The organism is Allobosea sp. WAO (assembly GCF_001509835.1).
In the GTDB taxonomy this organism is placed as follows: Bacteria; Pseudomonadota; Alphaproteobacteria; order Rhizobiales; family Beijerinckiaceae; genus Allobosea.
Window position 1 is genome coordinate 612,331 of record NZ_JXTJ01000003.1, and the last position, 24,698, is coordinate 637,028.

Sequence of the window (24,698 nt, forward strand, 5' to 3'; positions counted from 1 at the left end):
TAAGGCGGCCCGCGTCAAGCTGCGAACCGGCAATAATCCTTGTTCAGAACGTCCCGGCTGGAACGGGTTCTAAGCGGCCAGCGCTCCGACCCCGCCATCATGGAGATGGCAGGCCGCGACGTGGCCGGGCGCGATCTGCTTCAGCACCGGCCGCTCGGCCTTGCAGCGCGGTCCGGCCATCGGGCAGCGCGGGTGGAAATGGCAGCCCGTGGGCGGATGCAGGGGCGACGGAATCTCGCCCTTCAGAGGCGCAAAACGCTTCTTGCGCGCGGCGATCGACGGTACGTTGGCGAGTAGCGCCTGGGCGTACGGATGCTGCGGGCCCTTGAAGAGCTCGGCTGCCGGCGCCGCCTCGACGACGCGGCCGAGATACATGATCACCACCCGATCCGAGAGGTGCCGGACCACGCTGAGATCGTGGCTGATGAACAGGTAAGTCAGGTTAAGTTCGTCGCGCAGTTTCATGAAAAGATTCAGGACCTGAGCCTGAATCGATACATCGAGTGCGGCGACGCTTTCGTCGCAGACTAGGAATTGCGGCTTCACCGCCAGTGCCCGGGCGATGCCGATGCGCGCCCTCTGACCGCCCGAGAACTGGTGCGGGTAGCGTCGGCGATAGCTCGGGTCGAGCCCGACGCGTTCCAGCATTTCGACGACATAGGCGTCCTGCTGGGCCTTGTCGACGAGGCCGTGCACGACCGGTGCCTCGCCGACGATGTCGGTGACCCGCAGGCGCGGATTGAGCGAGGACATCGGGTCCTGGAAGATCATCTGGATCGCCAGGGTGGCGGCGCGGCGCTGCTGCGCGTCCATTTCGTCGGTGAACTGCCCGCGCCAGGAGACCCGCCCGGCGCTCGGCGGGTGGATGCCGGCGACGACGCGCCCGAGCGTCGACTTGCCGCAGCCGGATTCGCCGACCAGCCCGACGACCTCGCCCTGGGTCACCGCGAGGTCGACCCCGTCGACCGCGTGGACCACCTGCTCGGTGTAGCCGGCGCCCATCCAGTTGGCGAATTTCGAGGCGGCGTCGAGCGGCTTGGTGAAGCGCTTGGAGACACCGTCGAGGGTCAGGATCGGCGCACTCATGCCGCGACTCCGGCGAGGTTCAGCGGGTGATGGCAGCGCACGCCGCGCTCCCCCGGAAAGGCGGTGACGGCTGGTGCCTGCGCGAGGCAGTCCGCCTGCGCGTAGTCGCAGCGCGGTGCGAAAGCGCAGCCTTGCGGCAGCTTGGCCAGCGACGGCGTCGAGCCGCGGATCTGGCGCAGCGGCGCGCCGGGTTCGCCCTCGGCGGGCAGCGAGCCGAGGAGGCCGCTGGTATAGGGATGGAGGGGCGTGTCGAGCACGGGATCGACCGCGCCGGTCTCGACGATGCGACCGGCATACATCACCGCAATCCGGTCGGTGAGGCCGGCGACAACGCCGAGATCATGGGTGATCCAGACCAGCGCCGTGCCGGTCTCTGCGCAGAGCGACTGCATCTCGGCCAGGATCTGGCTCTGGATGGTGACGTCGAGCGCGGTTGTCGGCTCGTCGCAGATGATCAGCGGCGGGCGGTGCAGCAGGGCGATCGCGATCGCGACACGCTGGCGCATGCCGCCGGAGAACTGGTGCGGATAGGCATTGAGCCGCTCCTCGGGCGAGGGGATGCCGACCTTCGCGAGAGCGTCGCGGGAACGCTCCCGCGCCGCCTTGTGCGAGACCTTGTCATGGGCGGTGACGGCCTCGATCATCTGCGTGTCGACGCGCAGGACCGGGTTCAGCGTCATCATCGGGTCCTGGAAGATCATCGCAACCTCGCGGCCGCGGACCTTCCTGAAGCCTTCCTCGTCGAGCCCGACGAGTTCCTTGCCGTTGAGTTTGATCGAGCCCTCGACGATCTTCCCGGGCGGGTCGATCAGACCCATCACCGAGAAGCCGGTGACCGACTTGCCCGAGCCGGATTCACCGACGAGGCCGAGCACCTCGCCGCGGTTGACGTGGAAGGACACGCCATCGACCGACTTCACCGTGCCGGCGCGGGTGAAGAAATGGGTCTTCAGGCCGGCGACTTCGAGAACGGGCGCCATGCTCACTTCTCCAGCCGCGGGTTGAGCACATCGCGCAGGCGGTCGCCGACCAGGTTGATCGAGACGATGGTCAGGAGCAGCGCGATGCCGGGGAAGACCGAAATCCAGTACTTGCCCGAGAGCATGTACTGGAAGCCGTTGGCGATCAGCACGCCGAGCGAGGGCTCGGTCTGGGGCAGTCCGACGCCGAGGAAGGAGAGGGTGGCTTCGAGCGAGATCGCATGCGCCGTCTGCACGGTGACGATGACGATCACCGGGGCGAGGCAGTTCGGCAGGATGTGCCGGAACACCGTGCGGGCGTGGGAGAGGCCGAGCGACTGCGCTGCCTCGACATATTCCTTGCGCCGCTCGACCAGCGCCGAGCCGCGCACGGTGCGGGCGTAATAGGCCCATTGCACCATCACCAGCGCGATGATGATCTTGTCGACGCCCTTGCCGAGCGCCGCCACCAGGATCAACGCGACGAGCACCGAGGGCAGCGAGAGCTGCAGGTCGACGATGCGCATGATGATGTTCTCGGTGCGCCCGCCGGCATAGGCGGCGATCAGGCCGATCGCCATGCCGACGCTGGCGGCGAGGATGCCCGAGAAGGCGCCGACCATCAGCGAGATGCGCAGGCCGTAGAGGATGCCGGAGAGCAGGTCGCGCCCGACGCCGTCCGAGCCCAGCCACATGGTGAAGCCTTCGCCGGCGACGTCGCCCGGCGGCAGGCGCGAATCCATCACGTCGACGCTGGCGAGGTCGTAAGGATTCTGCGGCGCGATCAGCGGTGCCGCCAGTGCTAGCAGCACGATGACGACGAACAGGCCGAGACCGAAGGCGGCAAGCCTGTCCTCGAAGAAGGAGCGGGCGAAGCGCCGGAACGGCGTCTCCTCCTTCGCTTCGACCGGCGGGGTGGCAACGGCGGTGGGCAAGGTGGCCTCGCTCATGAGGTGGCCTCCGTCAGGCGCACGCGTGGATCGAGCGCGGAATAAATCAGGTCGACCAGGAGGTTGATCGTGACGAACAGCACCACGACGACCATGACATAGGCGACGATGACAGGCCGATCGAGGCGAGTAATCGCCTCGAGCAGCAGGCGGCCCATGCCGGGCCAGGCGAAGATCGTCTCGGTCACCACCGAGAAGGCGACCAGCGAGCCGAATTCGAGCCCGAGCACGGTGACGATCGGGATCATGATGTTTTTCAGGATGTGGACGCCGATGATCCGGCTCTGCGACAGGCCTTTGGCCCTCGCGAACTTGACATAGTCCATCAGCGCCGCCTCGCGGGCGCCGGCCCGGGCGAGGCGGATCACCAGCGAGATCTTGAGCAGAGCGAGGTTGAGCGCCGGCAGGGCGACATGCTGCCAGCCCTTGAGCGAGAGCAGCGAGGTGTCGATGCCGAGGATCGAGACGGTCGGTCCGCGACCAGTGGCGGGCAGCCAGCCGAGGCTTACGGCGAAGGTCAGGATCAGCATCAGGCCGACCCAGAAGGTCGGCAGCGAGAAGCCGAGGATCGAGATCGCCATGATCAGTCGCGAGATCCGGCTCTCCGGCTTCAGCCCCGCATAGAGGCCGAGCGGCAGGCCGATCAGGATCGCCATGAAGAGGGCAACGAAGGCGAGTTCGAGCGTCGCCGGCATGCGGTGCAGGATCAGCTTGATCGCCGATTCGCCATGCACGAAGGAGCGGCCGAGATCGCCCTGGACGGCGTTCTTCAGGAAGATCAGGAACTGTTCCCAGATCGGCCGGTCGAGACCGAGCGCGCGCGCCGTTTCGGCGATCTGCTGCTGGTCCATCTCGGGCGAGATCAGCATGTAGATGGGATCGCCGACGACGTTGACGCCGAAGAAGACGATCACGAGCATCGCCGCGATGACGAATAGCGCTTGCGCCAGGCGGCGCAGGACGAATGCCAGCATGGTCCGGGACCTTCCGGAGCGGGATGCGAAACGCCAACCGACCGGTGTTCCGGCCGGATGGCGCCCTCACATTCCAACAAGAAAAAAGTTTCGCGCCGTCCGGACCGGGCTTCAAGCGGGTCCGGACGGGCGTCGAGGTGTCCGGCTTATTCCTTCCGGATGCCGGTGGCGAGGGTGTACTCGTCCGTCCGGGCCTGGACCTTGACGCCCTTGCGCGAAGCCCAGGTGTTCAGCTGGTAGTGCGTCGGGATCAGGCCGACATCGTTCATGCCGATCTCCATCGCCTCGGCCAGGGCGAGGTCGCGCTTGGCGTCGTCGACCGTGCGCAGAGCCTCTTCCAGCTTGGCGTCGAAGGCCTTGTTGGAGTAGCGGCCGCGATTGGTCGCGCCCATGCCCTTCGGCGGGTCGAAGGTGGCGAGCAGCGCCTTGAGCGAGTCGGAGGATTCACCCGTGCCAGCGCCCCAGCCGACAAGGATGAAGGAGAATTCCGGCACGTTGCCCTGGCCGCCCTGCGAGGCGCGGGTGAAGAAGTTGGCCGAAGGCAGCGTCTCGACCTCGGTTTCGATGCCGAGGCGCGAGAACATCTGCGCCACCGCCTCGATGATCTTGGTGTCGTTGAGATACCGGTTGGTCGGCCCGTGCAGCTTCATCTTGAAGCCGTTCGGGTAGCCGGCCTCGGCGAGCAGCTTCTTGGCGCCGTTGAGATCAAAGGCGACGGGCTTCAGCTTCTTGGACGTGCCGAAGAAGCCGTCGGGCAGGAGCTGGCCGGCGGGGATCGCCTCCTTCTCCATGATGCGCTCGACGATCGCCGGGCGGTTGATCGCCATCGACAGCGCCTGACGGACCTTGAGGTTCTGCAGCGGGTTCTTGATCTCCGAACCGTCCTTGCCCTTGATGAAGGGCGAGACCTCGCGGAAGTGATCCATGTGGAAATAGATCACCCGGTTCGAGACGGTGCTCGCGACGCTGAGCTTGGCATCGCCCTTGAGGCGGGCCACGTCCGAGGTCGGCACGTTCTCGATCACGTCGATATCGCCCGCCAGCAGCGCGGCGACGCGGGTCGGGGCCGAGGTGATCATCCTGAAGGTGACCTTCGACCAGGGCTCCTTGCCGCCCCAGTAGTTCTCGTTCGGCGTCAGCACGACGCGGTCGCCCGCGACATATTCGGCCTGCTTGTAGGCGCCGGTGCCGCCGGTGGTGCACTTGCCGAGGTTGAAGTCCTCGGTGGTGGTGTCCTTGCACTTGGCCGGGATGATGCCGAAGGTCGAAAGGTCGGTCGGGACCAGCGGCGCCGGCGTCGCGGTCTTCACGCGGATGGTGAAGTCGTCGACCTTGCTGAACTCCTTGCCGCGCACATAGGCGGAGAAGCTCGACGGGCTCTTCGGCACGTTCGGCGCGCGCTGCATCGTGGCGATCACGTCGTCCGCCGTGAACGGCGTGCCGTCATGGAACTTGACGCCCTGGCGGAGCTTGAACTCCCAGGTCGTGTCGTCGATCGCCTTCCAGCTTTCGGCGAGCAGCGGCTTCAGCGTCTGCTTCTCGTCCTGCCCGACCAGCGGCTCGTAGATGTGCCGTGCCAGCATGTTGTTGGGCGAGACGTTATGATAGTGCGGGTCCATCGCGCTGAGCTCGGCCGAAATGCCGATGCGCAGTTCCTGGGCCGATGCCACACCGGCGGCAACCATCACGGGCGCCGCGAGAAGCGCGGCCTTCAGGCCCTTCAGCCCGATCTTGCTGATCTTTTCCATTCTGCCCTCCCGATGGCCTAAGCCACCATCTTGAACAACTGAACCATGACTGGCGAGTCGCCGGTTGCCCGGAACTTCCCCCTCTCTCGCCTTGGCGCGGACCCTAGAGCCGTTTTCTATGCTTGTAAATTATAGCTGGTGGTAGACTGTATAATGTCGGCGCATATTCGAATGCGGCATGGGGATAACTGCAGGATCGAGGGCGGTTCCGATGGAAAAGCGGGTGGCCGGCAAGGTGGGAGCAAGGCAGGCGCCCAGCCTGCGCGAGCTCGAGATCCTGCAGGCAATGATCGCGACCCGGAAAACCGTGGCCGCGGCGCAGATGCTCGGCATCTCGCAGCCGGCGGTGTCGCGAGCGCTCGCAACCCTCGAAGCGCATGTCGGCCGGCCGCTCTTCCTGCGCGAGGGCGGACGCCTGGTGCCGACCGGCGACGCCTTCGCGCTGGAGGCGGAGGCACAGCCGGTTTTCGATGCGCTGCAGCGTCTGGCGGGTTGGCCCGGGCAGACGGCGATGGCGAGCGTTCTGCGCATCGCCGCGGCGACGACGCTGGCTCAGTTCGTGCTGCCGCCCGTGCTGGCGCACTTCCGGATTCAGGAGCCGGATGTCGTCGCCAATGTCGAGATCGGCACCAGCACCTCCGTGATCGCACTGGTTGCCGACCGCGCCGCCGATATCGGCCTGGTCGACGTGCCCGTGCCGCATATCGGCGTTCGCAACGAGGTGTTTCGCGAGGCCGTGGCGCATGTGGTGATGCCGGAGGACCATCCGCTCGCCGCCCACGCGCTGATCGCGCCGCGTGACCTTGCCGACGAGCCGCTGATCGCCGCGGCACGGCGCTTTCCGGTTCGCTTCGAGGCCGACCGGGCCTTCGCCGACGCCGGCGTCGCGCCCCGGCTGGTCGCCGAAGGGGCGACTGCGACCTTCATGGCGGAGCTGGTGCGCCAGCGCGTCGGGCTCGCGCTGCTCAATCCCTTTCCGCTGACGCTCGGCGGCATGCAGGGGCTGGCGGCACGTCGCTTCGCGCCGCGGATCGTCTATCGCACCTCGCTGCTCTTCCCCGCGACCGGCCCGGTCGTTCCGGCGGCGCGCCGCTTCGCGGACCTCCTGCGCGCCTGGCAGCCCGAGGACGGGCTGACCACGCCGATCAGGTGAGCTGGGCGATCAGAAAAATCAGAACGCTTTGAAGGTGATGATGGTGTGGGTGTCGGCGATCTCGGGGATCGACTGCACCTTCTCGGCGACGAAATGGCCGATATCGACATCGGCGGCGACATGGAACTTGGCCAGGATGTCGTAATTGCCGGCGGTCGAGTAGATTTCGGAGGCGATCTCGCGGTCGGCGAGTTCGCTCGCGACCTCATAGGTCTTGCCGAGCTTGCACTTGATCTCGACGAAGAAGGTCTGCATCGCGCGCTCCGGAACCCTGTGCCCTGAATCGCTTCTGGATAGAGGCTTGCGCCGGAAGATCAAGCGCCGGCGAGGGCGGCGATGCGCCGGCACATGGCGCTTTCAGGATCGGGAAGCGTCGCCAGCACGGTAAAGTGGTTGGCGCCCTCGATCTCCTCATAGCGCGTCCGGACGCCGCCGAGACCCCAGACATCGGTGATGCGCCGGCTCTGCTTCAGGTACTCCTCGCTCTCGGCCCCACCGACCACGGCGTCCATGATCAGCCCTGAAGGGGCCGGCCAGAACAGCGGGCTTTCCAGCTCCGCTCCTTCCATCGTGAGGCCCAGCGCGTTGTTGATGCTGGTCTCGGTCAGCGGCTTCAGATTGTAGAGGCCGGAAATGCCATAGGCGGCATGGACCAGATGGGTCGGCAGCTCGGGGTCGACATTCTTCCAGTCGGTGGCGAGCAGGCAGGCCGAGAGCTGGCCACCGGCCGAATGCCCGGCCGCCACCACCGGCAGGTTGAAGCGCCGCCAGATCGCCGCTGCCGCCTGCTGCATCTCCCAGACTATATGGCCGACATCGACCTGCGGGCTGAGATCGTAGCCGGTGACGGCGACCGGCACGCCGAGCCGGTTCAGCCCGCGCGCCATATGCGAGAAATAGCTGGGGTCGAGCGCCTGCCAGTAGCCGCCATGGATGAACATAACGATCGCCCGGCTGTTCACCGTCTCCGGCTTGAACAGGTCGTAATACTGGCGCGGGCTCTCGCCATAGCTGATGCCGAGCTCCGAGACGGCTTCGCTGCGATAGGCGGCGGCATCCGCCGCCCAACCGGCGATCAGCGCGGGATGCTCGGGCACACGGGCGCGGTTGTTGTATTGCGTCTCGTAATCCTGGGACATGTCGTTCCGGCTGATGGGAGAGGTCTGCCGCGACGGGCGCCCGCCACTCTGCGCCATGGTCTTTGACAGGTCGAGCGACAAACGCGACAAACCCGGCACAGTTCCCCGGAGACAGCCATGGACAATCCCGTTCTCGCCGAAGTCACGCGTGGCGGCGTCGTCGAATCGCGCCATCGCGGCGCGGCGATCGTGGTCGATGCAGACGGGGCCGTGGTGCTGGCGCTCGGCGATGTCGAGCGCCCGGTCTTCCCGCGCTCGGCGGTCAAGGCGCTGCAGGCGCTGCCATTGCTGGAAAGCGGCGCCGCCGACCGCTACGGCCTGACGCCGGCCGAGATCGCCCTCGCCGTCGCCTCGCATTCCGGCGAGGAGGCGCATGCGCAGGCGGCGCTCGGCATGCTCCGTAAGGCGGGGCGCGAGGCCGGCTGCCTCGAATGCGGCGCGCATTGGCCGATGGGCGAGGCAGCCGCCCGCGCCCTCGCGAAGGCGGGCAAGGAGCCGACCGCTCTCAACAATAACTGCTCGGGCAAGCATGCCGGCTTCGTCTGCCTCGCCTGCGGTCTCGACGAGGACACGGCGGGTTACGTGAAGCCCGGCCATGCCGTGCAGCGTGCCGTCAGGGAGGCGCTGGAGGAGACGACCGGCGCCGCCCATAAAAGCGAGCTCTCCGGCACCGATGGCTGCTCGATCCCGACCTATGCCGTGCCGCTGAAGGCGCTGGCGCTCGGCTTCGCCCGCTTCGGCACCGGCCATGGCTTCGGTCCGCAGCGCGCCGACGCGGCGCGGCGGATCCGCCAGGCGGTGGCGGCCAATCCCTTCATGGTCGCCGGCACCGGCCGCTTCGACACCCGTTTCATGGAGGTCTTCGGGGCGCGCGCCTTCATCAAGACCGGCGCGGAAGGTGTCTATTGCGGCTCGCTGCCGGAGCTGGGCTACGGCATCGCCCTGAAATGCGACGATGGCGCCGGCCGGGCCACAGAGATCGCGATGGCGGCCCTGGTCGAGCGTTTCCTGCCGCCGCTGGCAGGGCAGGAGGAGGCGTTCGCGCCCTTCCGCGAGACGGTGCTGAAGAACTGGAACGGCATCGAGGTCGGGCGGGTCAGGGCCGCCGGAAGGCTTGTCGGCGCTGCTTGACGCCGGCCGGGGCCTGCGCGCAGGCTCGACCTGCCCGATCGGGTCCGCTGCATGCCGCAAGATCTCGACACTGCTGAGCGCTCAGCCGTCGCCAATGGAGGCGGCTCCTTCGGTCGTGACCTGCTCGCCGGGCTGACGCTGGCCGCAATCACCATCCCCGAGCAGATGGCGACGGCGCAGCTCGGCGGTTTCGAGCCGCAGCTCGGCTTCTTTGCCTTCGTCGCGGCGACGCTCGGCTTCGCCTGCTTCGGCGCCAGCCGTGTGCTGACGGCCGGCGCCGATTCGACGATCACACCGATCTTCGTCAGCGGCCTCGCGGCGCTTGCCGCGAGTGGCGCCTTTCCGCCGGGGGCACCCGCTTTCCTGGCTCTCCTCGTCGGCATCGCCCTGCTGATCGCGGGAGCGCTCAGGCTTGGCTGGATCGCCGACCTGCTTTCGGTACCGGTCCTGACCGGTTTTCTCGCGGGAATCGCGATCCACATTGTGGTTTCGCAACTGCCCGGACTCCTCGGCATTCCCGGCGGCGGCCACCACATCGCCGGACAGGTCCAGGTGATCTGGAGCCGGATCGGCGAGACCAGTCCCTTCTCTCTTGCTATCGGCCTGTTCACGCTGGCGACGCTGAACCTGTGCGAGCGGTTTGCGCCACGCCTGCCTGGGGCGCTGATAGCGCTGGCAGCAGCCACCGCCGCCGTCGCGCTGTTCGGGCTTTCCGCACGCGGCGTCGCGGTTCTCGGCGTCCTGCCCTCCGGATTGCCGACGCTGGGCTGGCCGCGGCTCGACTGGGGCGACATGCGTGGCCTCGTGCCGCTCGCTCTTTTGCTCGCGCTGGTGGTGATGATGCAGACAGCGACGGTGAGCCGCTCCTTTCCCGACGGAGAAGGGGCCGAACCGCGGGTCGATCGCGATTTCCTCGGTCTCGGAGCGGCGAACCTCCTGTCCGGTCTCGCTGGCGCCTTCCCCGTCAATGCCAGCCCGCCACGGACGGCGGTGGTCGTCGAAAGCGGCGGCACTTCACAGCGCGCGGCGCTGCTCGCCGCCGCTATCGTGCTGGCCCTGGCGCTCGCCGGCGGCTCCCTGCTGGCGCAGGTGCCGGTCGCGGCGCTCGCCGGTGTGCTGCTCTTCGTTGCACAGCGCATATTCCGTCTCCGGCAGATCCGCGCCATTGCCCGGCAATCCCCCGCGGAATTCGCGCTCGTACTGCTCACCGCCATCGCGATCGTCTGGCTGCCGATCGAGACCGGCGTTGCCATCGGCATCGCGCTCTCGCTGCTGCACGGCGTCTGGATGACCACGCGCAGCCGGCCGCTTGAACTCGGCCGGCTGGCCGGGACGACGATCTGGTGGCCACCGGGGAGTGGCCAGCCGACGCAGAGCGAAGCAGGCGTGCTGGTCGCAGCCTTCCAGGCGCCACTGCTCTTCGCCAATGCCGAGAGCTTCCGGCTCGGCATGATGGAGCTCATCGCTCAGCGACGGCCCACGCTCTTCATCCTCGAGGCCGGCGGCATCGCGGCAGTCGATTACACCGCCGCGCAGGCGCTGCTTGCCTTGATACGGGGTTGCCGGGAAGGCGGAGCCGCCGTCGCGATTGCGCGGGTCGAGTCGGTACGCGCGCTCGAGGCGCTGCGCCGCTTCGGCGTGATCGCCGAAATCGGAGAGGACCATCTGTTCCACAGTGTCGAACAGGCGATCCGGGCCCTCAAACAGCGCAGCGGCGGGAGTAACTGATGAAGTTCGAGATCGAGCCGCAACTGATCGCAACGGCGATCACCGATCTGTGCCCGACCCAGATCACCGTCGGCATGCGCGAGGTCGAGGCCAAGCGCATTCGCTGGCGTGAGGAGAGCGCCGGCAGGGACGCGCTCTATCTGGGCGGCCACGCGGTTCCGGTCGTCCTCGGTCCGAAGCGGCGGCCATATCTTGTCGATCATCATCATTTGGCGCTCGCGCTGCACCTGGAAGGCGAGCCACGCATCCTGACGACGCAGCTGGCCGACCTGAGCCGCCTCGACAAGCAGGCTTTCTGGACCTTCCTCGACAATCGCGGCTGGATGCACCCATACGATGCCGATGGGCGGCGTCGCGCCTACCGCCATATTCCGCGGAGCATTTCCGAGCTGGTCGACGATCCCTATCGCGCGCTCGCCGGGGCGCTGCGGCTTGCCGGCGGCTATGCGAAGACCGAGATGCCGTTTTCCGAATTTCTCTGGGCCGATCACCTGCGTCGGCGGATCAAGCGCGTGACCGTAGAGGGCGCCTTCAATAAGGCGCTGAAGCAGGCGCTGCTCGAAGCCAGGAAGAGCGAGGCCGAGCACCTGCCCGGCTGGTGCGGGGTGGAGGAATAGCCGGGGCTCATCCCACCGCGTTGTTCTCGACCCTGACGCCCGCCGCGCGCTTGTCCTCGGCCCTCGTCAGGTCGCCGGTGACGGCCTTGCCATATTCGGTCCCGACCACCGCGCCGAGCTTGGCTTCGCTGATGACGTTGTTGGCAATCAGTGCGTTGCGCTCCTTCGGCACCAGCGAGACCGAGATGCCGATGCCGGTCTTGCGCACCATGTTGCCGGTGGCGACGAGATTGCGCATGCCCCAGGACCAGCCGAGCGAGATGCCGACCTCGCTGGCGTTCTCGATGACGTTGCCGGTGACGCTGGCCTCGGCCTCGACATGCACGCCCATGCCGCCGATCAGCTCCTTGCCCTTCGGCGCCAGCCCCTTCTGGGCGTTGCGGACGATGTTGTTGGCGAAGACGGACAGGCGCCCGCCATGGTCGAGATTGGTGATGTTGGCGCCCTGGGCGCAGTCCTCGACCAGATTGTTCGCGATGATCGCGCCCTCGAAGGCGAATTCCGAATAGAGCGCGACCTCGCCGCAGCGCCGGCCCTGATTGCCGAGCATCTGCACGCCGGAGCCGGAATTGTTGCGGATGAAGGTCAGCGCGCAATCGCGAAGCGTGTTCCCTTCGATGATCACACCTCCTGCCCGGAAGAGGCTGATGCCATTGCCGTTCGGGCCGTCGCCGCCGGCATCGTTGCGGACGCGGTTCACCCGGTTGCCGCGGACGAGGCTCTGCTCGTCGCCGGCCTGGCTGCGCCAGAGCTGGATGCCGTTGTTGCCGCAATCCTCGACGGTGTTGGCCTCGATCGAAAGCCCGCGCGAATCCAGCGAGAACAGCGCGGAATCGCGCATGCTGCGGAAGCGGCTGCGCTCGATGCGTCCACCCGTCCGATTCAATGTCAGGCCGACAGAGCCGGCATTGGCGAATTCGCAATCGGCGAGGGCAAAATCGGGCACCTCGTCCACCGCGATCAGCCCGTTGCGCTGGCTGGCGCGGATGTCGAGCCCGTCGACGAGAATGCCGGAGATCGCTGCCCGCTTGATCCGGCGGGCGACCAGCAGCGGACCGGCCTGCGCCGCGATGAACTGCGTCGTGCCCGGGACACCGATGAGCCGCGCGCCCTCAGGCAGCACGACATTGGCGATGCGGTAGCGTCCTGGTGCGACCAGTAGAGGCGTATCGCGCTTGACCGCCTCTACGAGGGCATTCTGCAGGGTGCGCGACTGGTCGTCGGTCGAGCCGGGGCGCAGCCCGTATTGCGACGCTTCAAGGCCGAGCGAGCCGAGCGGAGCGGCCGAGGCGGCGCGCGGCGCAGATTGCGCCAAAGCGGGAGCGGTGGCGCCCGCGACTGTGCCAAACAGGGCCGTTCGCAGCAGATTCCGGCGCGAGACCGTCATGAAACCCTCCATCGGAGCGGAGGCCTTCAAGCGGCGTGCCGATTCAGCGGCTTGGCCGCCTCGCATTCTGCGTTCGGAGCTTGGTGGGCAGGGCGATGCCCGCCGCGGTTACAGGCCGAGCGCGCGCGCGATTTCGTCGGCGGCGAGCGTCGGCGTCATCTCGCCGCTCGCCACGGCAGCTTCGAGCTTCGGCGTGCGCGCCTTCAGCGCCGGATCGTGTCGCAGCTTGGCCTGGAGCCGGTCCTGGACCATTGCCCACATCCATTTCACGTCCTGCTGGCGCCGCTTCTCGGCGATGAGGCCCTTGGCCTCGAAGCGGGCCCGGTGCTCCCCAATCTTGTCCCAGAGCTTGTCGAGACCGTCCCCTGTCAGACCGGATACGGTCACGACCGGCGTCGACCAGAGCGCCGAGGCCGGTGCCAGGATGTGCAGGGCGGCCTTGTACTGGGCCGCGGCCGCCCGTGCGGCGGTCGCGCCCGCGCCGTCGGCCTTGTTAACGGCGATCATGTCGGCGAGCTCGATGATGCCCTTCTTGATGCCCTGCAGCTCGTCGCCGGCATTGGGCAGCATCAGCACCAGGAAGAAGTCGGTGAGGTCCGCGACCGCAGTCTCCGACTGGCCGACGCCGACGGTCTCGACCAGGACCACGTCGAAGCCGGCGGCCTCGCAGAGCAGCATGGTCTCGCGCGTCTTGGCGGCGACGCCACCGAGCGTGCCGGAGGAGGGGGAAGGGCGGATATAGGCGGCGGGATCGACCGCGAGCCTCGCCATCCGCGTCTTGTCGCCGAGGATCGAGCCGCCGGTGCGCGTCGAGGAGGGGTCGACCGCCAGCACCGCGACCTTGTGGCCGAGCCCGGTCAGATAGGAGCCGAGCGCGTCGATCGTCGTCGACTTGCCGACACCGGGAACGCCGGTGATGCCGACCCGGATCGCCTTGCCGGCATGCGGCAGCAGCTTCTGCAGCAGGGCCTGCGCCTGTTCGCGATGGTCGGCGCGGCGGCTCTCGGCCAGCGTGATGGCGCGCGCCAGCGCGGCGCGCTCGCCTGCCAGAATCGCATTGCCGAGTGCGTTCAGGTCGATCATGCCCTGCTGGTAGCAAGAGCATGGCCTCGGCGGAAGGGCACGATTGTGCAGGGGCTGTGTCCTGGCGGCACTTGCTCGGTTGGCACGGCGATGGGACGAGTCTCGGGTTGTTGGAGTGCCGCCTGTTGTCCCGGTTTCGGTTGATCGTGCTGGCCCTGCTGGCCCCGCTCGCGCTCGGCGCTTGCGGCGGCACGCCGCGTACCCTGGTTCTCGCCGATACGGCGCAGGGGGATACCGTCGCCAGTTTCCCGATCTTCGTCGCGACCACGCGGGCCCCCGCCGAAAAGCCGAGCTATTTCACCGGCGAGAGGGCTGCGACCCTCTCCTTCGCCCGGCTCGACATGACGGTGCCCCGGGCCCACAAGCCGGGCGAGCTCGAACTCCCAGCCGTCGGTGCGAAGGCCGATCCCTCGCTGCATTTCGCGGTCAGCAAGGTGACGGCGCTGGAACGCGACCCGGTCACCGCGCAGGTTCGCGCCGAACTTGCCAAGCGCAAGCCGGTCGACCGCGACGTGCTCGTCTTCGTCCATGGCTACAACACCAATTTCGCCGACGCCTCCTATCGCTTCGCGCAGATCGTCCACGATGCCGGCTTCAAGGGCGTGGCGGTGTTGTTTACCTGGCCCTCGCGCGGCGAATTGCTGCAGTATCCCTATGACCGCGAGAGCGCTTTCTACTCGCGCGATTTCCTCGAGGCGGCCCTGCGCGGCATCTCGCGCGATCTCGGGGCGAGCCGGATCGATGTCCTCGCCCACTCAATGGGCACGCTGGTGACGCTGGAGGCTCTGCGCCAGGCCGCGATCCGCGGCGACGGCAATTTCGGCGGCAAGCTGCGCAACGTCATGCTCGCCGCGCCCGACATCGATCTCGATGTGTTCAAGACGCAGATCGACGAGATCAAGCGCGATGTCACCGTCTTCGTCTCCGCCGACGATCGTGCGCTCGCCTTCTCGCGGCGCTTCGCCGGCGACAAGACGCGGCTTGGCGCCATCTCGGCCAAGGATACGGAGATCGTCGCCGATCTCGAACGGCGCGGTGCCCACATCATCGATCTCTCGGAGATCTCGACGAGCGATCAGCTCAACCACGGCAAGTTCGCTTCCTCGCCCAAGGTGGTGCAGTTGATCGGCCGCCGCCTCCAGGCCGACAGAGGCATCGCGGTCGCCGGACCAGGCTTCGGCGACAGGCTGGGCGACATCACAGGTGGCGTGGTTGGAGCCTTGGGATCGACCGTCGAGCTCGTGGTGACGGCGCCGTCGGCCATCGCCGGCCGCTGACCGGACGTCGCCGCGCCGCATTCTGGCCGCGTTGATTTGGCTTTAAGGCCAGCCGGCCAAAAAGGCCCCGCGCTCCCCAGTTCCGGATCTGCTCATGTCAGCCTCGCGGCCTGCCTTGTCTCGTCGTTCCCTCATCGGCCTTGCCTTGCTCTCGCCGACGCTCGCCTCCTGCGTCCAGAGCGAAGCTATGGTCTCGCCGTTCACCGGCCCGGCCGATGCCTCGAGCTTCGGCAAGGAGCCGCAGTTGCTGGTCGCCACCACGCGCAAGCCGACAGGTGACAGGCCGCCCTATTTTGGCTCGGATCGTGGCAGTGGGCTGGTTTTCGCCGAAGCGCGGTTGTCTGCGCCCGGGCGTGGCATGGCGGCACAGGTGAGTTCTGCCGTCAGCGGTGACTGGGCGGTGCTCGGCGTCCAGCGGCGCGGCTCTGCCGACGCGGCGCGGGCCTTCGCGGAGGCCGCCAATGGCCGGGACGTGCTGCTTTACATCCACGGCTACAACGAGACCTTCGAATCGTCGGCCCGCAGCGCCGGCCAGCTCTCGCACAGCCTCGCTTTCGACGGGCGTACTGCGCTGTTCACCTGGCCGTCCGGCGGCGGCCTGCTCGCCTATGCCTACGATCGCGAAAGCGCACTCTGGTCGCGCGACGGCTTCGTCCAGGCGCTGAAGGCGCTGGTCGACAACCCGATCGCTGGCCGCGTCCACATCGTCGCCCATTCGATGGGGACCTTCCTGGCGCTGGAAGGCCTGCGCGAGCTGCGGGACCTGCCGGGGTTTACGGACCGGATCGGCTCCGTCGTCTTCGCTTCGCCCGACATCGACATCGACGCCTTCGAGCAGACCGTCTCCAAGCTCGGGCCGATCGCCAGGCGCATGACCGTGATCATCGACCCCGGCGACAGGGCGCTCGCCGTCTCCTCGCGCATCGCCGGTGGCGTCGCCCGCGCCGGCGCCGCCGATCGCGAGCGGCTGGAAAATCTCGGCGTTCGGGTTGCGGACACGGCTGGGCGCGGCTGGAGCATGCTCCGCCACGATCTCTTCCTGTCCGACAGCGAGGTCACGCAGGTGGTGAGGCGGGCCATCGACCGCGCCGGCTCGTGAGCCTCACAGCGGCGGCAGGCCGACTCGCTTCTTGATCGTTGCCAAAGCGAAGTTCGACTCGACCGACTGGATGCATTTCAGCCGCGTCACCTTGAGCTTCAGGAAGCGCTCATAGCCCTCGATGCCGTCGGTGAGGACGCGCAGCAGATAGTCCTGCGAGCCGGTCATCAGATAGCACTCGGCGACTTCCGGCCAGCTTTCGACCGCCTTCTCGAATTCGGCGATGTGCTCCTGGGTCTGCTGGCTGAGGCGCACCGAGACGAAGACGCTGAAGGGCAGGCCATAGGCCTTGGGGTCGACGATCGCCGAGTAGCCCTTGATCACGCCGGTCTCTTCCAGCCGCTTCAGCCGGCGCAGGCAGGGTGTGGGCGACAGCCCGACCTTCTGCGACAGATCGTGATTGGTGATGCGGCCGTCCTCCTGCAGCAGAGTGAGCATGCGGCGGTCGGTACTGTCGAGCATGATCTGCTCCATGTGGGAGAAAGATGAGCGGAATCGTGCTCAACTGATCCTTAGAATGCCGATGATCGTTCATGCAATGGCGCCCGGATCGTCATAGGCTGACGCCACGAAAGCGGTGCGGTGCACCGGCAACGGAGGCGGATCATGAGCCAGGACGATTATCACAAGGACCGGATCGCCAATCGAAAGCTCCACCCCGAGACCCTGATGATGGGCTTCGGCTATTCGCCGGCCATGTCCGAGGGCTCTCTCAAGCCGCCGGTCTTCCTGACCTCGACCTTCGTTTTCGAGAACGCCCAGCAGGGTAAGGACTTCTTCGACCTGACCGCCGGCCGCCGCCAGCTCAAGCCGGGCGAGAAGTCGGGTCTGGTCTATTCGCGCTTCAACCACCCGAACATGGAGATCCTCGAGGATCGCCTGGCGATCTGGGACGAGGCCGAGAAATGCGCGGTCTTCGCCAGCGGCATGGCGGCGATCGCGACCACCTGCTTCGCCTTCCTGCGGCCGGGCGACACGATCATCCACAGCCGCCCGCTCTATGGCGGCACCGAGACCCTGCTGAAGAATCAGATGGGAGCCTTCGGCGTCACGCCCTTCGGCTTCACCGATGGGGTCGACGTCGCGCAGATGCGTGCCGTCGCGAAGGCGGCTGCCGCCAAGGGCCGGGTCGCGATGATCCTGGTCGAGACGCCGGCCAACCCGACCAACGGCCTCGTCGACCTTGCCGCCTGCAAAGCGATCGCCGACGAGCTCGAGAAGAGCCAGGGCCATCGCCCGCCGGTCGTGGTCGACAACACCATGCTCGGGCCGATCTTCCAGAAGCCGCTGAAGCACGGCGCCGATCTCTCGCTGCTTTCGCTGACCAAATATGTGGGCGGCCACAGCGATCTCGTCGGCGGCTCGATCAGCGGCTCGGAGGCGCTGGTGCGGCAGGTCAAGGCCTGGCGCGGCTCGCTCGGCACGCAGCTCGATCCGAACTCGTGCTGGATGCTGATGCGCTCGCTGGAGACGCTCGACATTCGCATGCATCGGGCCAACGAGAACGGCCGCAAGGTCGCGGAATACCTGCTGAACCATCCCAAGATCGCCAAGGTGCACTATCTCGGCAATCTCAAGGACGGCGATCCGCGCAAGGCAGTCTTCGACCGGCAGTGCAGTCAGCCGGGCTCGACCTTCGCCTTCGACGTGAAGGGCGGCGAGAAAGAGGCCTTCGCGGTCCTCGACAATCTCCAGATCATGAAGCTCGCGGTCAGCCTCGGCGGCACCGAGACGCTGGTCTCGCATCCTGCGGCGATGACGCATTCCGGCGTCGCCCGTGAGATGCGCGAGGAGATCGGCCTCACCGATGCGCTGATCCGGATCTCGGTCGGCATCGAGAACATCGAGGACCTGATCTCCGATCTTGCGCAGGCTCTCGAAGCTGCGTGAGGCAAGGCGGGCGCCGCGCTGTCGTCGCGGCGCTGGCCGCGACCTTGTCCTGTGGCTCGGCCCTGGCCGAGCCGCAGCAGGAAAGCGTGGCGCAGACCATCTGCCGCCTGATCGAGGGGGCGGCCAAGCAGCATGAGCTGCCGGTCGCCTTCTTCACCAGGCTGATCTGGCGCGAGAGCAGCTTCCGGCCGCATGTCACGAGCCCCGCCGGCGCGCAGGGCATCGCCCAGTTCATGCCGGGGACCGCCAACGAGCGCGGCCTTGCCGACCCGTTCGACCCCGAGGCCGCGATCCCGCATTCGGCCGCCTTCCTGTCTGCGCTGAAGGGACAGTTCGGTAATCTCGGCCTCGCCGCCGCCGCCTATAATGGCGGTCCGAACCGCGTCGCGCGCTGGGTCGCTCGTGGCGGCGCGCTGCCCTATGAGACGCAGGCCTATGTCCGCTTCATCACCGGCCGTTCGGTCGATGAATGGCGTCTCGGCCCCGGTGAGGCACCGCCTCCGGCGACGACGCAGGAGACGGATTGCCTGACCGCCGTCGCCTCGATCCGGACGACGGCGCCTGCCGTGCTGATCGAGGGTGCCTATGCGCCCTTCGGCGTGCAGCTCGCGGGAAATCCGTCGAAAGCGCGCGCCGTCGCCTCCTATCAGCGGGTCGTCGCCCGCTTCGCCTCACTGCTCTCGGGCAAGCCGACGATCGTTCTGGGAACGCCGGTGCCGGGCCGGGGCAGGGGGCGCTTCTATCGCGTCCGCCTGCCGGCCCACAGCCTGCGCGAGGCGACCGTGACCTGCAATCGCCTGCGGCAGGCGGGCGGGGCGTGCCTGGTGCTGCGGAATTGATAGGGCGCATCGTCTTTCCGGGGCATTGCGAAGCGATGAGCCCGGAACCCAGAACCGATATCCTCTTTGCATTGAGCGCTGCGACTGCCGCGGCCGATGATGAACGTCATCGGTTCTGGGTTCCGGGCTCGCTGCTACGCAGCGCCCCGGAATGACGGTGGTGGTTCACAATCCCACCCGCCCCCAGCCCGGTAGTTTCAGCGCCGGCTGGCGCAGGTCGAGGCCGGCGACGAGGCCGAGCAGGTTGATCTCGACGCCTTCGACCCAGCCGAGCGAAATGCCGGCGAGCCCATAGAGCGATGCCTGTACCCCGGTGCGGCTCGGCGTCCAGCCGGCGTAGAGGCCGCTTTCGCGCCAGTCCTTGCCGATCGCGGTCGGCGGCAGGGCGTGGCCGAGCTCCGGGACCTCCGCCAGCACGTGCTGGACGAAGCTGTTCGAGTTCGGTCCCGGCCAGGCGGCGTAGGTGCCGTACTCGCTGTAGCCATAGCTCTTCACGGCCTCGCGGATGCGCGGGATCAGCGCCGCCGCGGCCTCGCCCTTCACCTCGGCGACGAGTTCCGGGACATTGCCGAACCAGCGCCCATCGGCCTCGCGATGGTTGACGCGCACGGGATTGCCCCAGCCGACTACGTCGAAGCGGGTATAGGCCTTCGCCCCGGCCTCCTTCACCACCACCCAGGAATGATGCGCGAAGACGCCGCGCCAGCGGCCGACGCGCGCCGCGAAGACGTGCACGGTCGCCTCGGGTTCTATTGCGGCGGCCGGCAGCAGGGCCGCGCTCGACCAGTCGGCCCGGCGCCAGTCGGCGGCCAAGGGCTGCCATGACCACCAGGCCGCATGGCTGGCGAGCGGCAGCAGGAAAAGCACGGAAAAGAGGAGGAGAAAACGTCGTGTCATGCGCCGGTAGAAAATAGGGCCGAGCCTGCGCCTCGCAAGCTGTGGTCACCGCGCCAGGATCACGAAATCGAGGTTGAGCGTTTCAGACAAGCTGATAGCTTGCCGGCGCTAAAAGGTGAGAGACGGATTCACCGATCAGGCCAATTCAACCTGATCGGATCCGGCTCTGGCACAGCATGTCCGTGAGGAGGGGCAGATTGAGTGAATTGACGTCGGTTCTAAAACGCTTCGCGACCGGTGCGGCCCTCGGGCTCGCCCTTCTCGCGGGAACCCCGGCCCAGGCGCAGGACAAGGAACTGCGCATCTACAACTGGTCCGACTACGTCAATCCGGAGGTGCTCGACGCCTTCAAGAAAGAGACCGGCATCACGGTCGTCTACGACACGTTCGACCAGATGGAGACGGTCGAGACCAAGCTTCTCGCCGGCAAGACCGGCTATGATCTCGTCGTCGTCACGGCCTCCTTCCTGCCGCGGCACATTCCGCTGGGCCTCTACACCCCGGTCGACACCGCCAAGGTGCCGAACCTCAAGAATGCCTGGCCGGAAATCCAGCAGCGGCTCTCGAAATACGACCCCGGCAACAAGTTCGCCGTGAACTACATGTGGGGCACGACCGGGATCGGCTACAACGTAGCCAAGATCAAGGAACGGCTCGGCCCCGATGCGGTGATCGATTCCTGGAGCATCCTGTTCGACGCCGAGAAGCTGAAGAAGCTCTCCAATTGCGGCGTGCACGTGCTCGACGCGGTCGAGGAGATGTTCCCGGCGGCGCTGCGCTATCTCGGGCTCGATCCCGACTCCAAGAAGGAGGCCGACCTCAACAAGGCCGGCGAATTGCTGCGCAAGATGCGCCCGCATATCCAGAAGTTCCACTCCTCCGAATACATCAACGCGCTCGCCAATGGCGATATCTGCCTGGCCGTCGGCTATTCCGGCGACATCCTGCAGGCCAAGAAGCGCGCCGAGGAAGCCAAGAACAAGGTCGAGATCGCCTATGCGATCCCGAAGGAAGGTGCGCTGATGTGGTTCGATTCCTTCGTGATCCCGAAGGATGCGGCCAATCAGGAGGCGGCGCTGAAGTTCATCGACTTCGTCAACCGTCCGGAAATGGCGGCGAAGAACTCCGACTTCATCCAGTACGCCAACGGCAACAGCGCCTCGAAGCCGCTGCTCTCTGCGGCGGTGCGCGACAATCCCGGGATTTACCCGCCGGATGCGGTGATGGCGCGGCTCTACACGATCACGCCTTACGACCAGAAGACGCAGCGGGTGGTCAATCGCCTCTGGACCCGCGTCAAGAGCGGGCGGTGAACGCGCCATCCGGCGCCGCGACGCGGCGCGCCTCGCCAGGCAGCGTCCGTCGCGACTTCCAGCCCTGGAACGACCCGGCGGCGAAGCCGCTGGTCGAGTTCCGCAATGTCACCAAGCGCTTCGGCAAGGTGACGGCGGTCGACGCGCTGTCGCTTTCGATCCATGCGCGCGAGTTCTTCGCGCTGCTCGGACCGTCGGGCTGCGGCAAGACCACGCTGATGCGCATGCTCGCCGGCTTCGAGCAGCCTGACGAGGGCGAGATCCTGCTCGACGGCGTCGACATCACCACCGTGCCGCCTCATCAGCGGCCGGTGAACATGATGTTCCAGTCCTACGCGCTGTTCCCGCATCTCTCCGTCGGCGACAATATCGCCTACGGACTTAAGCGCGAGGGGCTGCCGAAGGCGCAGCTGCGCGAGCGGGTCGACGCGATGCTGAAGCGCGTCCGGCTGAACGGCTTCGAGGGCAGGCGGCCGGACCAGCTCTCCGGCGGCCAGCGCCAGCGCGTCGCGCTCGCCCGCGCCCTGGTGAAGCAGCCCAAGCTGCTCCTGCTCGACGAGCCCTTGGGTGCGCTCGACAAGAAGCTGCGCGAGGCGACGCAATACGAGCTGATGGACCTCCAGGCCGATCTCGGCCTGACCTTCATGGTGGTGACGCACGACCAGGACGAGGCCATGACCATGGCCGACCGCATGGCCGTGATGGATCATGGCCGGCTGCTCCAGATCGCGCCGCCCGACCTGATCTACGAGGCGCCGGCCAATCGTTTCGTCGCCGAGTTCGTCGGCGACATCAACCTGATAGAGGGCAGGGTGACCACGGTCGAGGGTGACCTCGTCACGCTCGCGAACGAGCATGTCGGCACGATCGAGCTCGACGAGGATGCGCCGTCCTGCAAGCCGGGTGATGCGCTCGCCATCGGCCTGCGGCCCGAGAAGATCGTGATCAGTCATGACGAGCCGCAGCAGGGCGTGAACAAGGTCGCCGGCGAGATCTGGGATATCGGCTATCTCGGCGACATGACGATGATCCAGGTGATGGTCGGCGGCGACGAGGGTAAATTGCTCAAGGTCTCGCTGACTAACCGCACGCGGCGCATCGAGCGCCCCTTCGCCTGGGAAGACAGGGTCTGGCTGTCCTGGGACGTCGAAGCCGGCATGGTGCTGGGATCGTGAGCGGCCCGGTTCCCCGAGCGGCCGGCGGGCGCGGGTTGCTCGTCGCCGCGATCCCCTATCTCTGGCTGCTCGCCTTCTTCCTGGCACCCTTCCTCATCGTGCTGCGGATCGCGCTCTCGGATGCGGCGACCGACCAGCCACCTTATGCGCCGCATTTCCTCGGCTTCGACGCGCTCGGCGAGTTCCTCGCCGGGCTCGATCTCGAGAATTTCCGGCTGCTCGGCGAGGACGCGCTCTATTGGCAGAGCTATCTATCCTCGCTGCGCATTGCCGGCCTGACCACCCTGATCGCGCTCGCGCTCGGCTATCCGCTGGCCTATGCGATGGCGATGGCGCCGAAGCGCTGGCAGGGCATCCTGCTCCTGCTCGTCATCCTGCCGTTCTGGACCTCCTTCCTGATCCGCGTCTACGCCTGGATCGGCATATTGCGGCCGGAAGGCCTGCTCGACATGGCGCTGGGCTGGCTCGGGCTGGCGAACGAGCCGCTGCGCCTGCTGAACACCGACACCGCCGTGCTGATCGGCATGGTCTATTCCTACCTGCCCTTCATGGTGCTGCCGCTCTACACCACCTTGCAGAAGCTCGACGGCACGCTGGTCGAGGCGGCCGCCGACCTCGGCGCGACGCCGCTGACCATTTTCCGCACCGTGACCCTGCCGCTCTCGCTGCCGGGCATCCTCGCCGGATCGGCGCTGGTCTTCATTCCGGCGATCGGTGAGTTCGTCATCCCGGACCTGCTCGGCGGGCCCGATACGCTGATGGTCGGCAAGGTGCTCTGGAGCGAGTTCTTCTCCAACCGCGACTGGCCACTGGCCTCGGCGGTGGCGATCGTGCTGCTGATCGTGCTGGTGCTGCCGCTCGTGCTGCTTCAGCGGGCGGGGAGGGCGGCGCGATGAGGCGCTTCGGCAGCTTCCACCTGGCCGCGCTCGTGCTCGGCTTCGCCTTCCTGTACCTGCCGATCGTCGCGCTGATCGCCTATTCGTTCAACGCCTCGCGGCTGGTCACGGTCTGGGGCGGCTTCTCGACGCATTGGTATGTCGCGCTGTTCAACAACCAGCCGCTGCTCGATGCCGCCTGGCTGACGATCCGCGTCGCGCTGGTCTCGGCGACGCTGGCGGCCGGACTCGGCACGCTCGCCGCGCTGGCGCTGACGCGCTATCGCAGCTTCGCCGGCCGCACCCTGTTCTCGGGCATGGTGCTGGCGCCGCTTGTCATGCCGGAGGTGATTACCGGCCTGTCGCTGCTGCTGCTCTTCGTCGCCGGCGATGTCGAGCGCGGCTATTGGACCGTGGTCGTCGCCCACGCGACCTTCAGCCTCGGCTTCGCCTGCATCGTCGTGCAGGCGCGGCTTGCCGGCTTCGACCGGTCGCTGGAGGAGGCGGCGCGCGATCTCGGGGCGACGCCGGTGACGACCTTCTTCACGGTGACGCTGCCCCTGATCTGGCCGGCGGTCCTCGCCGCCTGGATGCTCGCCTTCACGCTCTCGCTCGACGATCTCGTGATCGCGAGCTTCACCAGCGGCCCGGGCGCGACGACGCTGCCGATGCGGCTCTACTCGGCGATCCGCCTCGGCGTCTCGCCCGAGATCAACGCCGCCTGCACGATCATGATCGGCGCGGTCGCGGTGGCGGTGATAGCCGCCTCGCTGCTGCTCAAGCGCGAGGCACTCGCCGGAGAGAAGGGTTAAACGGCGGGTGAACGCCGGCCTCAATGCCGGTTCAGGCGGAGCCTGCGAATGTCCAGCGCAAGGGCGGGGAATGTCCCCGGCCACAGCACAGGACAGGAACCATGTTCCGCAAGCTCGCCACCGCCGGCCTCGCTGCCCTCGCCATCGGCACCGGGGGGCTCGCCATGCTGGGTCTTGCCGGCAGCGGCGAGGCCCAGGCCTATGACCGCTATGAGCGCCAATATGAACGCCGCGCCTATGGCTGGCGCCCGGCGCCGCCGGCTTTCCACGGCTATTGGGGCCAGCGTCGCTGGCAGCGCTGGAACGAGGAACGGCGCGACGATGCCTATGGCTACGGCCGGCGCTACGACAACCGCTAATGGCGCTAGGCGCCTGTCGAGCGGCGCGGCGCAAGCCGTGCCGCCATTTCCCCGCTACTCCGCCGCCGACTTCTGCGCGTATCCGAGGTTCCGGTTGAGTTCGTCGAGGAGCTTTTCGGCGGCGTCGGCGATCACGGTTCCCGGCGGGAAGATCGCGCTGGCGCCGGCCTGGATCAGGCTCTCGAAGTCCTGCGGCGGGATCACGCC

Annotated in this window: 24 protein-coding genes; 13 read left to right on the top strand and 11 right to left on the bottom strand. The window is 67.2% G+C overall.

The features are described from left to right. Window positions 1–69 precede the first annotated feature (69 nt). The 5 genes from DK26_RS04420 to DK26_RS04440 all read right to left on the bottom strand — a co-directional run bounded on the left by DK26_RS04420 (window position 70) and on the right by DK26_RS04440 (window position 5,717). On the bottom strand, window positions 70–1,086 hold the full coding sequence (locus tag DK26_RS04420) for an ABC transporter ATP-binding protein (RefSeq protein WP_083532951.1): 1,017 nt from the start codon (window positions 1,084–1,086) through the stop codon (window positions 70–72). Then, entirely contained in the window at window positions 1,083–2,066 is a 984-nt protein-coding gene (locus DK26_RS04425; protein WP_066468642.1) for an ABC transporter ATP-binding protein, read from the bottom strand. The genes DK26_RS04420 and DK26_RS04425 overlap by 4 nt, the downstream gene beginning before the upstream one ends. Window positions 2,067–2,068: 2 nt before the next feature. Further along, a complete protein-coding gene (locus tag DK26_RS04430) occupies window positions 2,069–2,995 on the bottom strand; it encodes an ABC transporter permease (RefSeq protein WP_066468644.1) in 927 nt (308 codons plus the stop codon). Further along, complete coding sequence (locus DK26_RS04435) at window positions 2,992–3,969, bottom strand: ABC transporter permease (RefSeq protein WP_066468646.1); 978 nt, start codon at window positions 3,967–3,969, stop codon at window positions 2,992–2,994. The genes DK26_RS04430 and DK26_RS04435 overlap by 4 nt, the downstream gene beginning before the upstream one ends. A 146-nt stretch (window positions 3,970–4,115) precedes the next feature. After that, a complete protein-coding gene (locus DK26_RS04440; RefSeq protein ID WP_066468648.1) occupies window positions 4,116–5,717 on the bottom strand; it encodes an ABC transporter substrate-binding protein in 1,602 nt (533 codons plus the stop codon). Window positions 5,718–5,928: 211 nt separating this feature from the next. Between DK26_RS04440 and DK26_RS04445 the strand changes: the two genes are divergently transcribed. Beyond that, window positions 5,929–6,870 (top strand): LysR substrate-binding domain-containing protein, encoded by a 942-nt coding sequence (locus DK26_RS04445; protein ID WP_066468651.1) that lies wholly within the window; start codon window positions 5,929–5,931, stop codon window positions 6,868–6,870. An 18-nt stretch (window positions 6,871–6,888) separates the two neighbouring features. Here DK26_RS04445 and DK26_RS04450 read toward each other — a convergent pair whose 3' ends face one another. Then, on the bottom strand, window positions 6,889–7,125 hold the full coding sequence (locus tag DK26_RS04450; protein WP_066468653.1) for an Lrp/AsnC ligand binding domain-containing protein: 237 nt from the start codon (window positions 7,123–7,125) through the stop codon (window positions 6,889–6,891). Between the two features lie 59 nt (window positions 7,126–7,184). Continuing rightward, window positions 7,185–8,009 (bottom strand): alpha/beta hydrolase, encoded by an 825-nt coding sequence (locus DK26_RS04455; RefSeq protein ID WP_066468659.1) that lies wholly within the window; start codon window positions 8,007–8,009, stop codon window positions 7,185–7,187. A gap of 117 nt (window positions 8,010–8,126) precedes the next feature. On the opposite strand from DK26_RS04455, the gene DK26_RS04460 reads away from it, so the two are divergent. The 3 genes from DK26_RS04460 to DK26_RS04470 are packed head-to-tail and all read left to right on the top strand — an operon-like array spanning window position 8,127 to window position 11,485. Next, entirely contained in the window at window positions 8,127–9,140 is a 1,014-nt protein-coding gene (locus DK26_RS04460) for an asparaginase (protein ID WP_066468661.1), read from the top strand. 51 nt (window positions 9,141–9,191) lie between these two features. After that, window positions 9,192–10,868, top strand: coding sequence for a SulP family inorganic anion transporter (locus DK26_RS04465; protein ID WP_157089497.1), 1,677 nt, complete (start codon window positions 9,192–9,194; stop codon window positions 10,866–10,868). Beyond that, window positions 10,868–11,485: a ParB-like protein gene (locus DK26_RS04470; RefSeq protein WP_066468670.1), complete on the top strand. Its 618-nt coding sequence runs from the start codon at window positions 10,868–10,870 to the stop codon at window positions 11,483–11,485. Before DK26_RS04465 ends, DK26_RS04470 begins: the two co-directional genes overlap by 1 nt. Before the next feature lie 7 nt (window positions 11,486–11,492). Here the strand turns inward: DK26_RS04470 and DK26_RS04475 are convergent, their stop codons facing one another. Both DK26_RS04475 and meaB read right to left on the bottom strand, forming a co-directional pair. Next, on the bottom strand, window positions 11,493–12,872 hold the full coding sequence (locus DK26_RS04475; protein WP_184231590.1) for a TIGR03808 family TAT-translocated repetitive protein: 1,380 nt from the start codon (window positions 12,870–12,872) through the stop codon (window positions 11,493–11,495). 108 nt (window positions 12,873–12,980) lie between these two features. Then, window positions 12,981–13,955 (bottom strand): methylmalonyl Co-A mutase-associated GTPase MeaB, encoded by a 975-nt coding sequence (gene meaB / locus DK26_RS04480; RefSeq protein WP_066468677.1) that lies wholly within the window; start codon window positions 13,953–13,955, stop codon window positions 12,981–12,983. Between the two features lie 125 nt (window positions 13,956–14,080). On the opposite strand from meaB, the gene DK26_RS04485 reads away from it, so the two are divergent. Together DK26_RS04485 and DK26_RS04490 are read left to right on the top strand one after the other, a co-directional pair. Continuing rightward, a complete protein-coding gene (locus DK26_RS04485; RefSeq protein ID WP_066468679.1) occupies window positions 14,081–15,232 on the top strand; it encodes an alpha/beta hydrolase in 1,152 nt (383 codons plus the stop codon). Window positions 15,233–15,347: 115 nt separating this feature from the next. Continuing rightward, entirely contained in the window at window positions 15,348–16,331 is a 984-nt protein-coding gene (locus DK26_RS04490; protein ID WP_349236319.1) for an alpha/beta hydrolase, read from the top strand. Window positions 16,332–16,334: 3 nt separating this feature from the next. Here DK26_RS04490 and DK26_RS04495 read toward each other — a convergent pair whose 3' ends face one another. Then, complete coding sequence (locus tag DK26_RS04495; RefSeq protein WP_066468682.1) at window positions 16,335–16,805, bottom strand: Lrp/AsnC family transcriptional regulator; 471 nt, start codon at window positions 16,803–16,805, stop codon at window positions 16,335–16,337. Window positions 16,806–16,937: 132 nt separating this feature from the next. Between DK26_RS04495 and DK26_RS04500 the strand changes: the two genes are divergently transcribed. Both DK26_RS04500 and DK26_RS04505 read left to right on the top strand, forming a co-directional pair. Next, entirely contained in the window at window positions 16,938–18,221 is a 1,284-nt protein-coding gene (locus tag DK26_RS04500) for a cystathionine gamma-synthase family protein (RefSeq protein ID WP_066468684.1), read from the top strand. Beyond that, window positions 18,218–19,060 carry a lytic transglycosylase domain-containing protein gene (locus tag DK26_RS04505; RefSeq protein ID WP_066468688.1) on the top strand — a complete coding sequence of 281 codons (843 nt, stop codon included), beginning with the start codon at window positions 18,218–18,220 and terminating at the stop codon, window positions 19,058–19,060. Before DK26_RS04500 ends, DK26_RS04505 begins: the two co-directional genes overlap by 4 nt. Before the next feature lie 165 nt (window positions 19,061–19,225). On the opposite strand, the gene DK26_RS04510 is transcribed toward DK26_RS04505, so the two are convergent. Continuing rightward, the gene (locus DK26_RS04510; protein ID WP_066468690.1) at window positions 19,226–19,957 is read right to left on the bottom strand and encodes a DUF3750 domain-containing protein; all 732 of its coding nucleotides are present in this window, start codon (window positions 19,955–19,957) and stop codon (window positions 19,226–19,228) included. A 206-nt stretch (window positions 19,958–20,163) separates the two neighbouring features. Here DK26_RS04510 and DK26_RS04515 point away from each other — a divergent pair, with 206 nt between their 5' ends. The 5 genes from DK26_RS04515 to DK26_RS04535 all read left to right on the top strand — a co-directional run bounded on the left by DK26_RS04515 (window position 20,164) and on the right by DK26_RS04535 (window position 24,491). Next, window positions 20,164–21,270, top strand: a complete 1,107-nt coding sequence (locus DK26_RS04515) for a polyamine ABC transporter substrate-binding protein (protein ID WP_066468692.1) — start codon at window positions 20,164–20,166, stop codon at window positions 21,268–21,270. Beyond that, window positions 21,267–22,445: an ABC transporter ATP-binding protein gene (locus DK26_RS04520; protein ID WP_066468694.1), complete on the top strand. Its 1,179-nt coding sequence runs from the start codon at window positions 21,267–21,269 to the stop codon at window positions 22,443–22,445. Before DK26_RS04515 ends, DK26_RS04520 begins: the two co-directional genes overlap by 4 nt. Next, a complete protein-coding gene (locus DK26_RS04525) occupies window positions 22,442–23,341 on the top strand; it encodes an ABC transporter permease subunit (RefSeq protein ID WP_184231589.1) in 900 nt (299 codons plus the stop codon). The genes DK26_RS04520 and DK26_RS04525 overlap by 4 nt, the downstream gene beginning before the upstream one ends. Beyond that, window positions 23,338–24,132 (top strand): ABC transporter permease subunit, encoded by a 795-nt coding sequence (locus tag DK26_RS04530; RefSeq protein WP_066468697.1) that lies wholly within the window; start codon window positions 23,338–23,340, stop codon window positions 24,130–24,132. Before DK26_RS04525 ends, DK26_RS04530 begins: the two co-directional genes overlap by 4 nt. Before the next feature lie 101 nt (window positions 24,133–24,233). Then, window positions 24,234–24,491: a hypothetical protein gene (locus DK26_RS04535; RefSeq protein WP_066468699.1), complete on the top strand. Its 258-nt coding sequence runs from the start codon at window positions 24,234–24,236 to the stop codon at window positions 24,489–24,491. Window positions 24,492–24,698 lie beyond the last annotated feature (207 nt).

Excerpts from the sequence above, each read along its gene's own strand:
- DK26_RS04420 (WP_083532951.1), bottom strand. The coding sequence starts at position 1,086 with ATGAGTGCGCCGATCCTGACCCTCGACGGTGTCTCCAAGCGCTTCACC.
- DK26_RS04425 (WP_066468642.1), bottom strand. The coding sequence starts at position 2,066 with ATGGCGCCCGTTCTCGAAGTCGCCGGCCTGAAGACCCATTTCTTCACC.
- DK26_RS04430 (WP_066468644.1), bottom strand. The coding sequence starts at position 2,995 with ATGAGCGAGGCCACCTTGCCCACCGCCGTTGCCACCCCGCCGGTCGAA.
- DK26_RS04435 (WP_066468646.1), bottom strand. The coding sequence starts at position 3,969 with ATGCTGGCATTCGTCCTGCGCCGCCTGGCGCAAGCGCTATTCGTCATC.
- DK26_RS04440 (WP_066468648.1), bottom strand. The coding sequence starts at position 5,717 with ATGGAAAAGATCAGCAAGATCGGGCTGAAGGGCCTGAAGGCCGCGCTT.
- DK26_RS04445 (WP_066468651.1), top strand. The coding sequence starts at position 5,929 with ATGGAAAAGCGGGTGGCCGGCAAGGTGGGAGCAAGGCAGGCGCCCAGC.
- DK26_RS04450 (WP_066468653.1), bottom strand. The coding sequence starts at position 7,125 with ATGCAGACCTTCTTCGTCGAGATCAAGTGCAAGCTCGGCAAGACCTAT.
- DK26_RS04455 (WP_066468659.1), bottom strand. The coding sequence starts at position 8,009 with ATGTCCCAGGATTACGAGACGCAATACAACAACCGCGCCCGTGTGCCC.
- DK26_RS04460 (WP_066468661.1), top strand. The coding sequence starts at position 8,127 with ATGGACAATCCCGTTCTCGCCGAAGTCACGCGTGGCGGCGTCGTCGAA.
- DK26_RS04465 (WP_157089497.1), top strand. The coding sequence starts at position 9,192 with ATGCCGCAAGATCTCGACACTGCTGAGCGCTCAGCCGTCGCCAATGGA.
- DK26_RS04470 (WP_066468670.1), top strand. The coding sequence starts at position 10,868 with ATGAAGTTCGAGATCGAGCCGCAACTGATCGCAACGGCGATCACCGAT.
- DK26_RS04475 (WP_184231590.1), bottom strand. The coding sequence starts at position 12,872 with ATGACGGTCTCGCGCCGGAATCTGCTGCGAACGGCCCTGTTTGGCACA.
- meaB (WP_066468677.1), bottom strand. The coding sequence starts at position 13,955 with ATGATCGACCTGAACGCACTCGGCAATGCGATTCTGGCAGGCGAGCGC.
- DK26_RS04495 (WP_066468682.1), bottom strand. The coding sequence starts at position 16,805 with ATGGAGCAGATCATGCTCGACAGTACCGACCGCCGCATGCTCACTCTG.
- DK26_RS04500 (WP_066468684.1), top strand. The coding sequence starts at position 16,938 with ATGAGCCAGGACGATTATCACAAGGACCGGATCGCCAATCGAAAGCTC.
- DK26_RS04510 (WP_066468690.1), bottom strand. The coding sequence starts at position 19,957 with ATGACACGACGTTTTCTCCTCCTCTTTTCCGTGCTTTTCCTGCTGCCG.
- DK26_RS04530 (WP_066468697.1), top strand. The coding sequence starts at position 23,338 with ATGAGGCGCTTCGGCAGCTTCCACCTGGCCGCGCTCGTGCTCGGCTTC.
- DK26_RS04535 (WP_066468699.1), top strand. The coding sequence starts at position 24,234 with ATGTTCCGCAAGCTCGCCACCGCCGGCCTCGCTGCCCTCGCCATCGGC.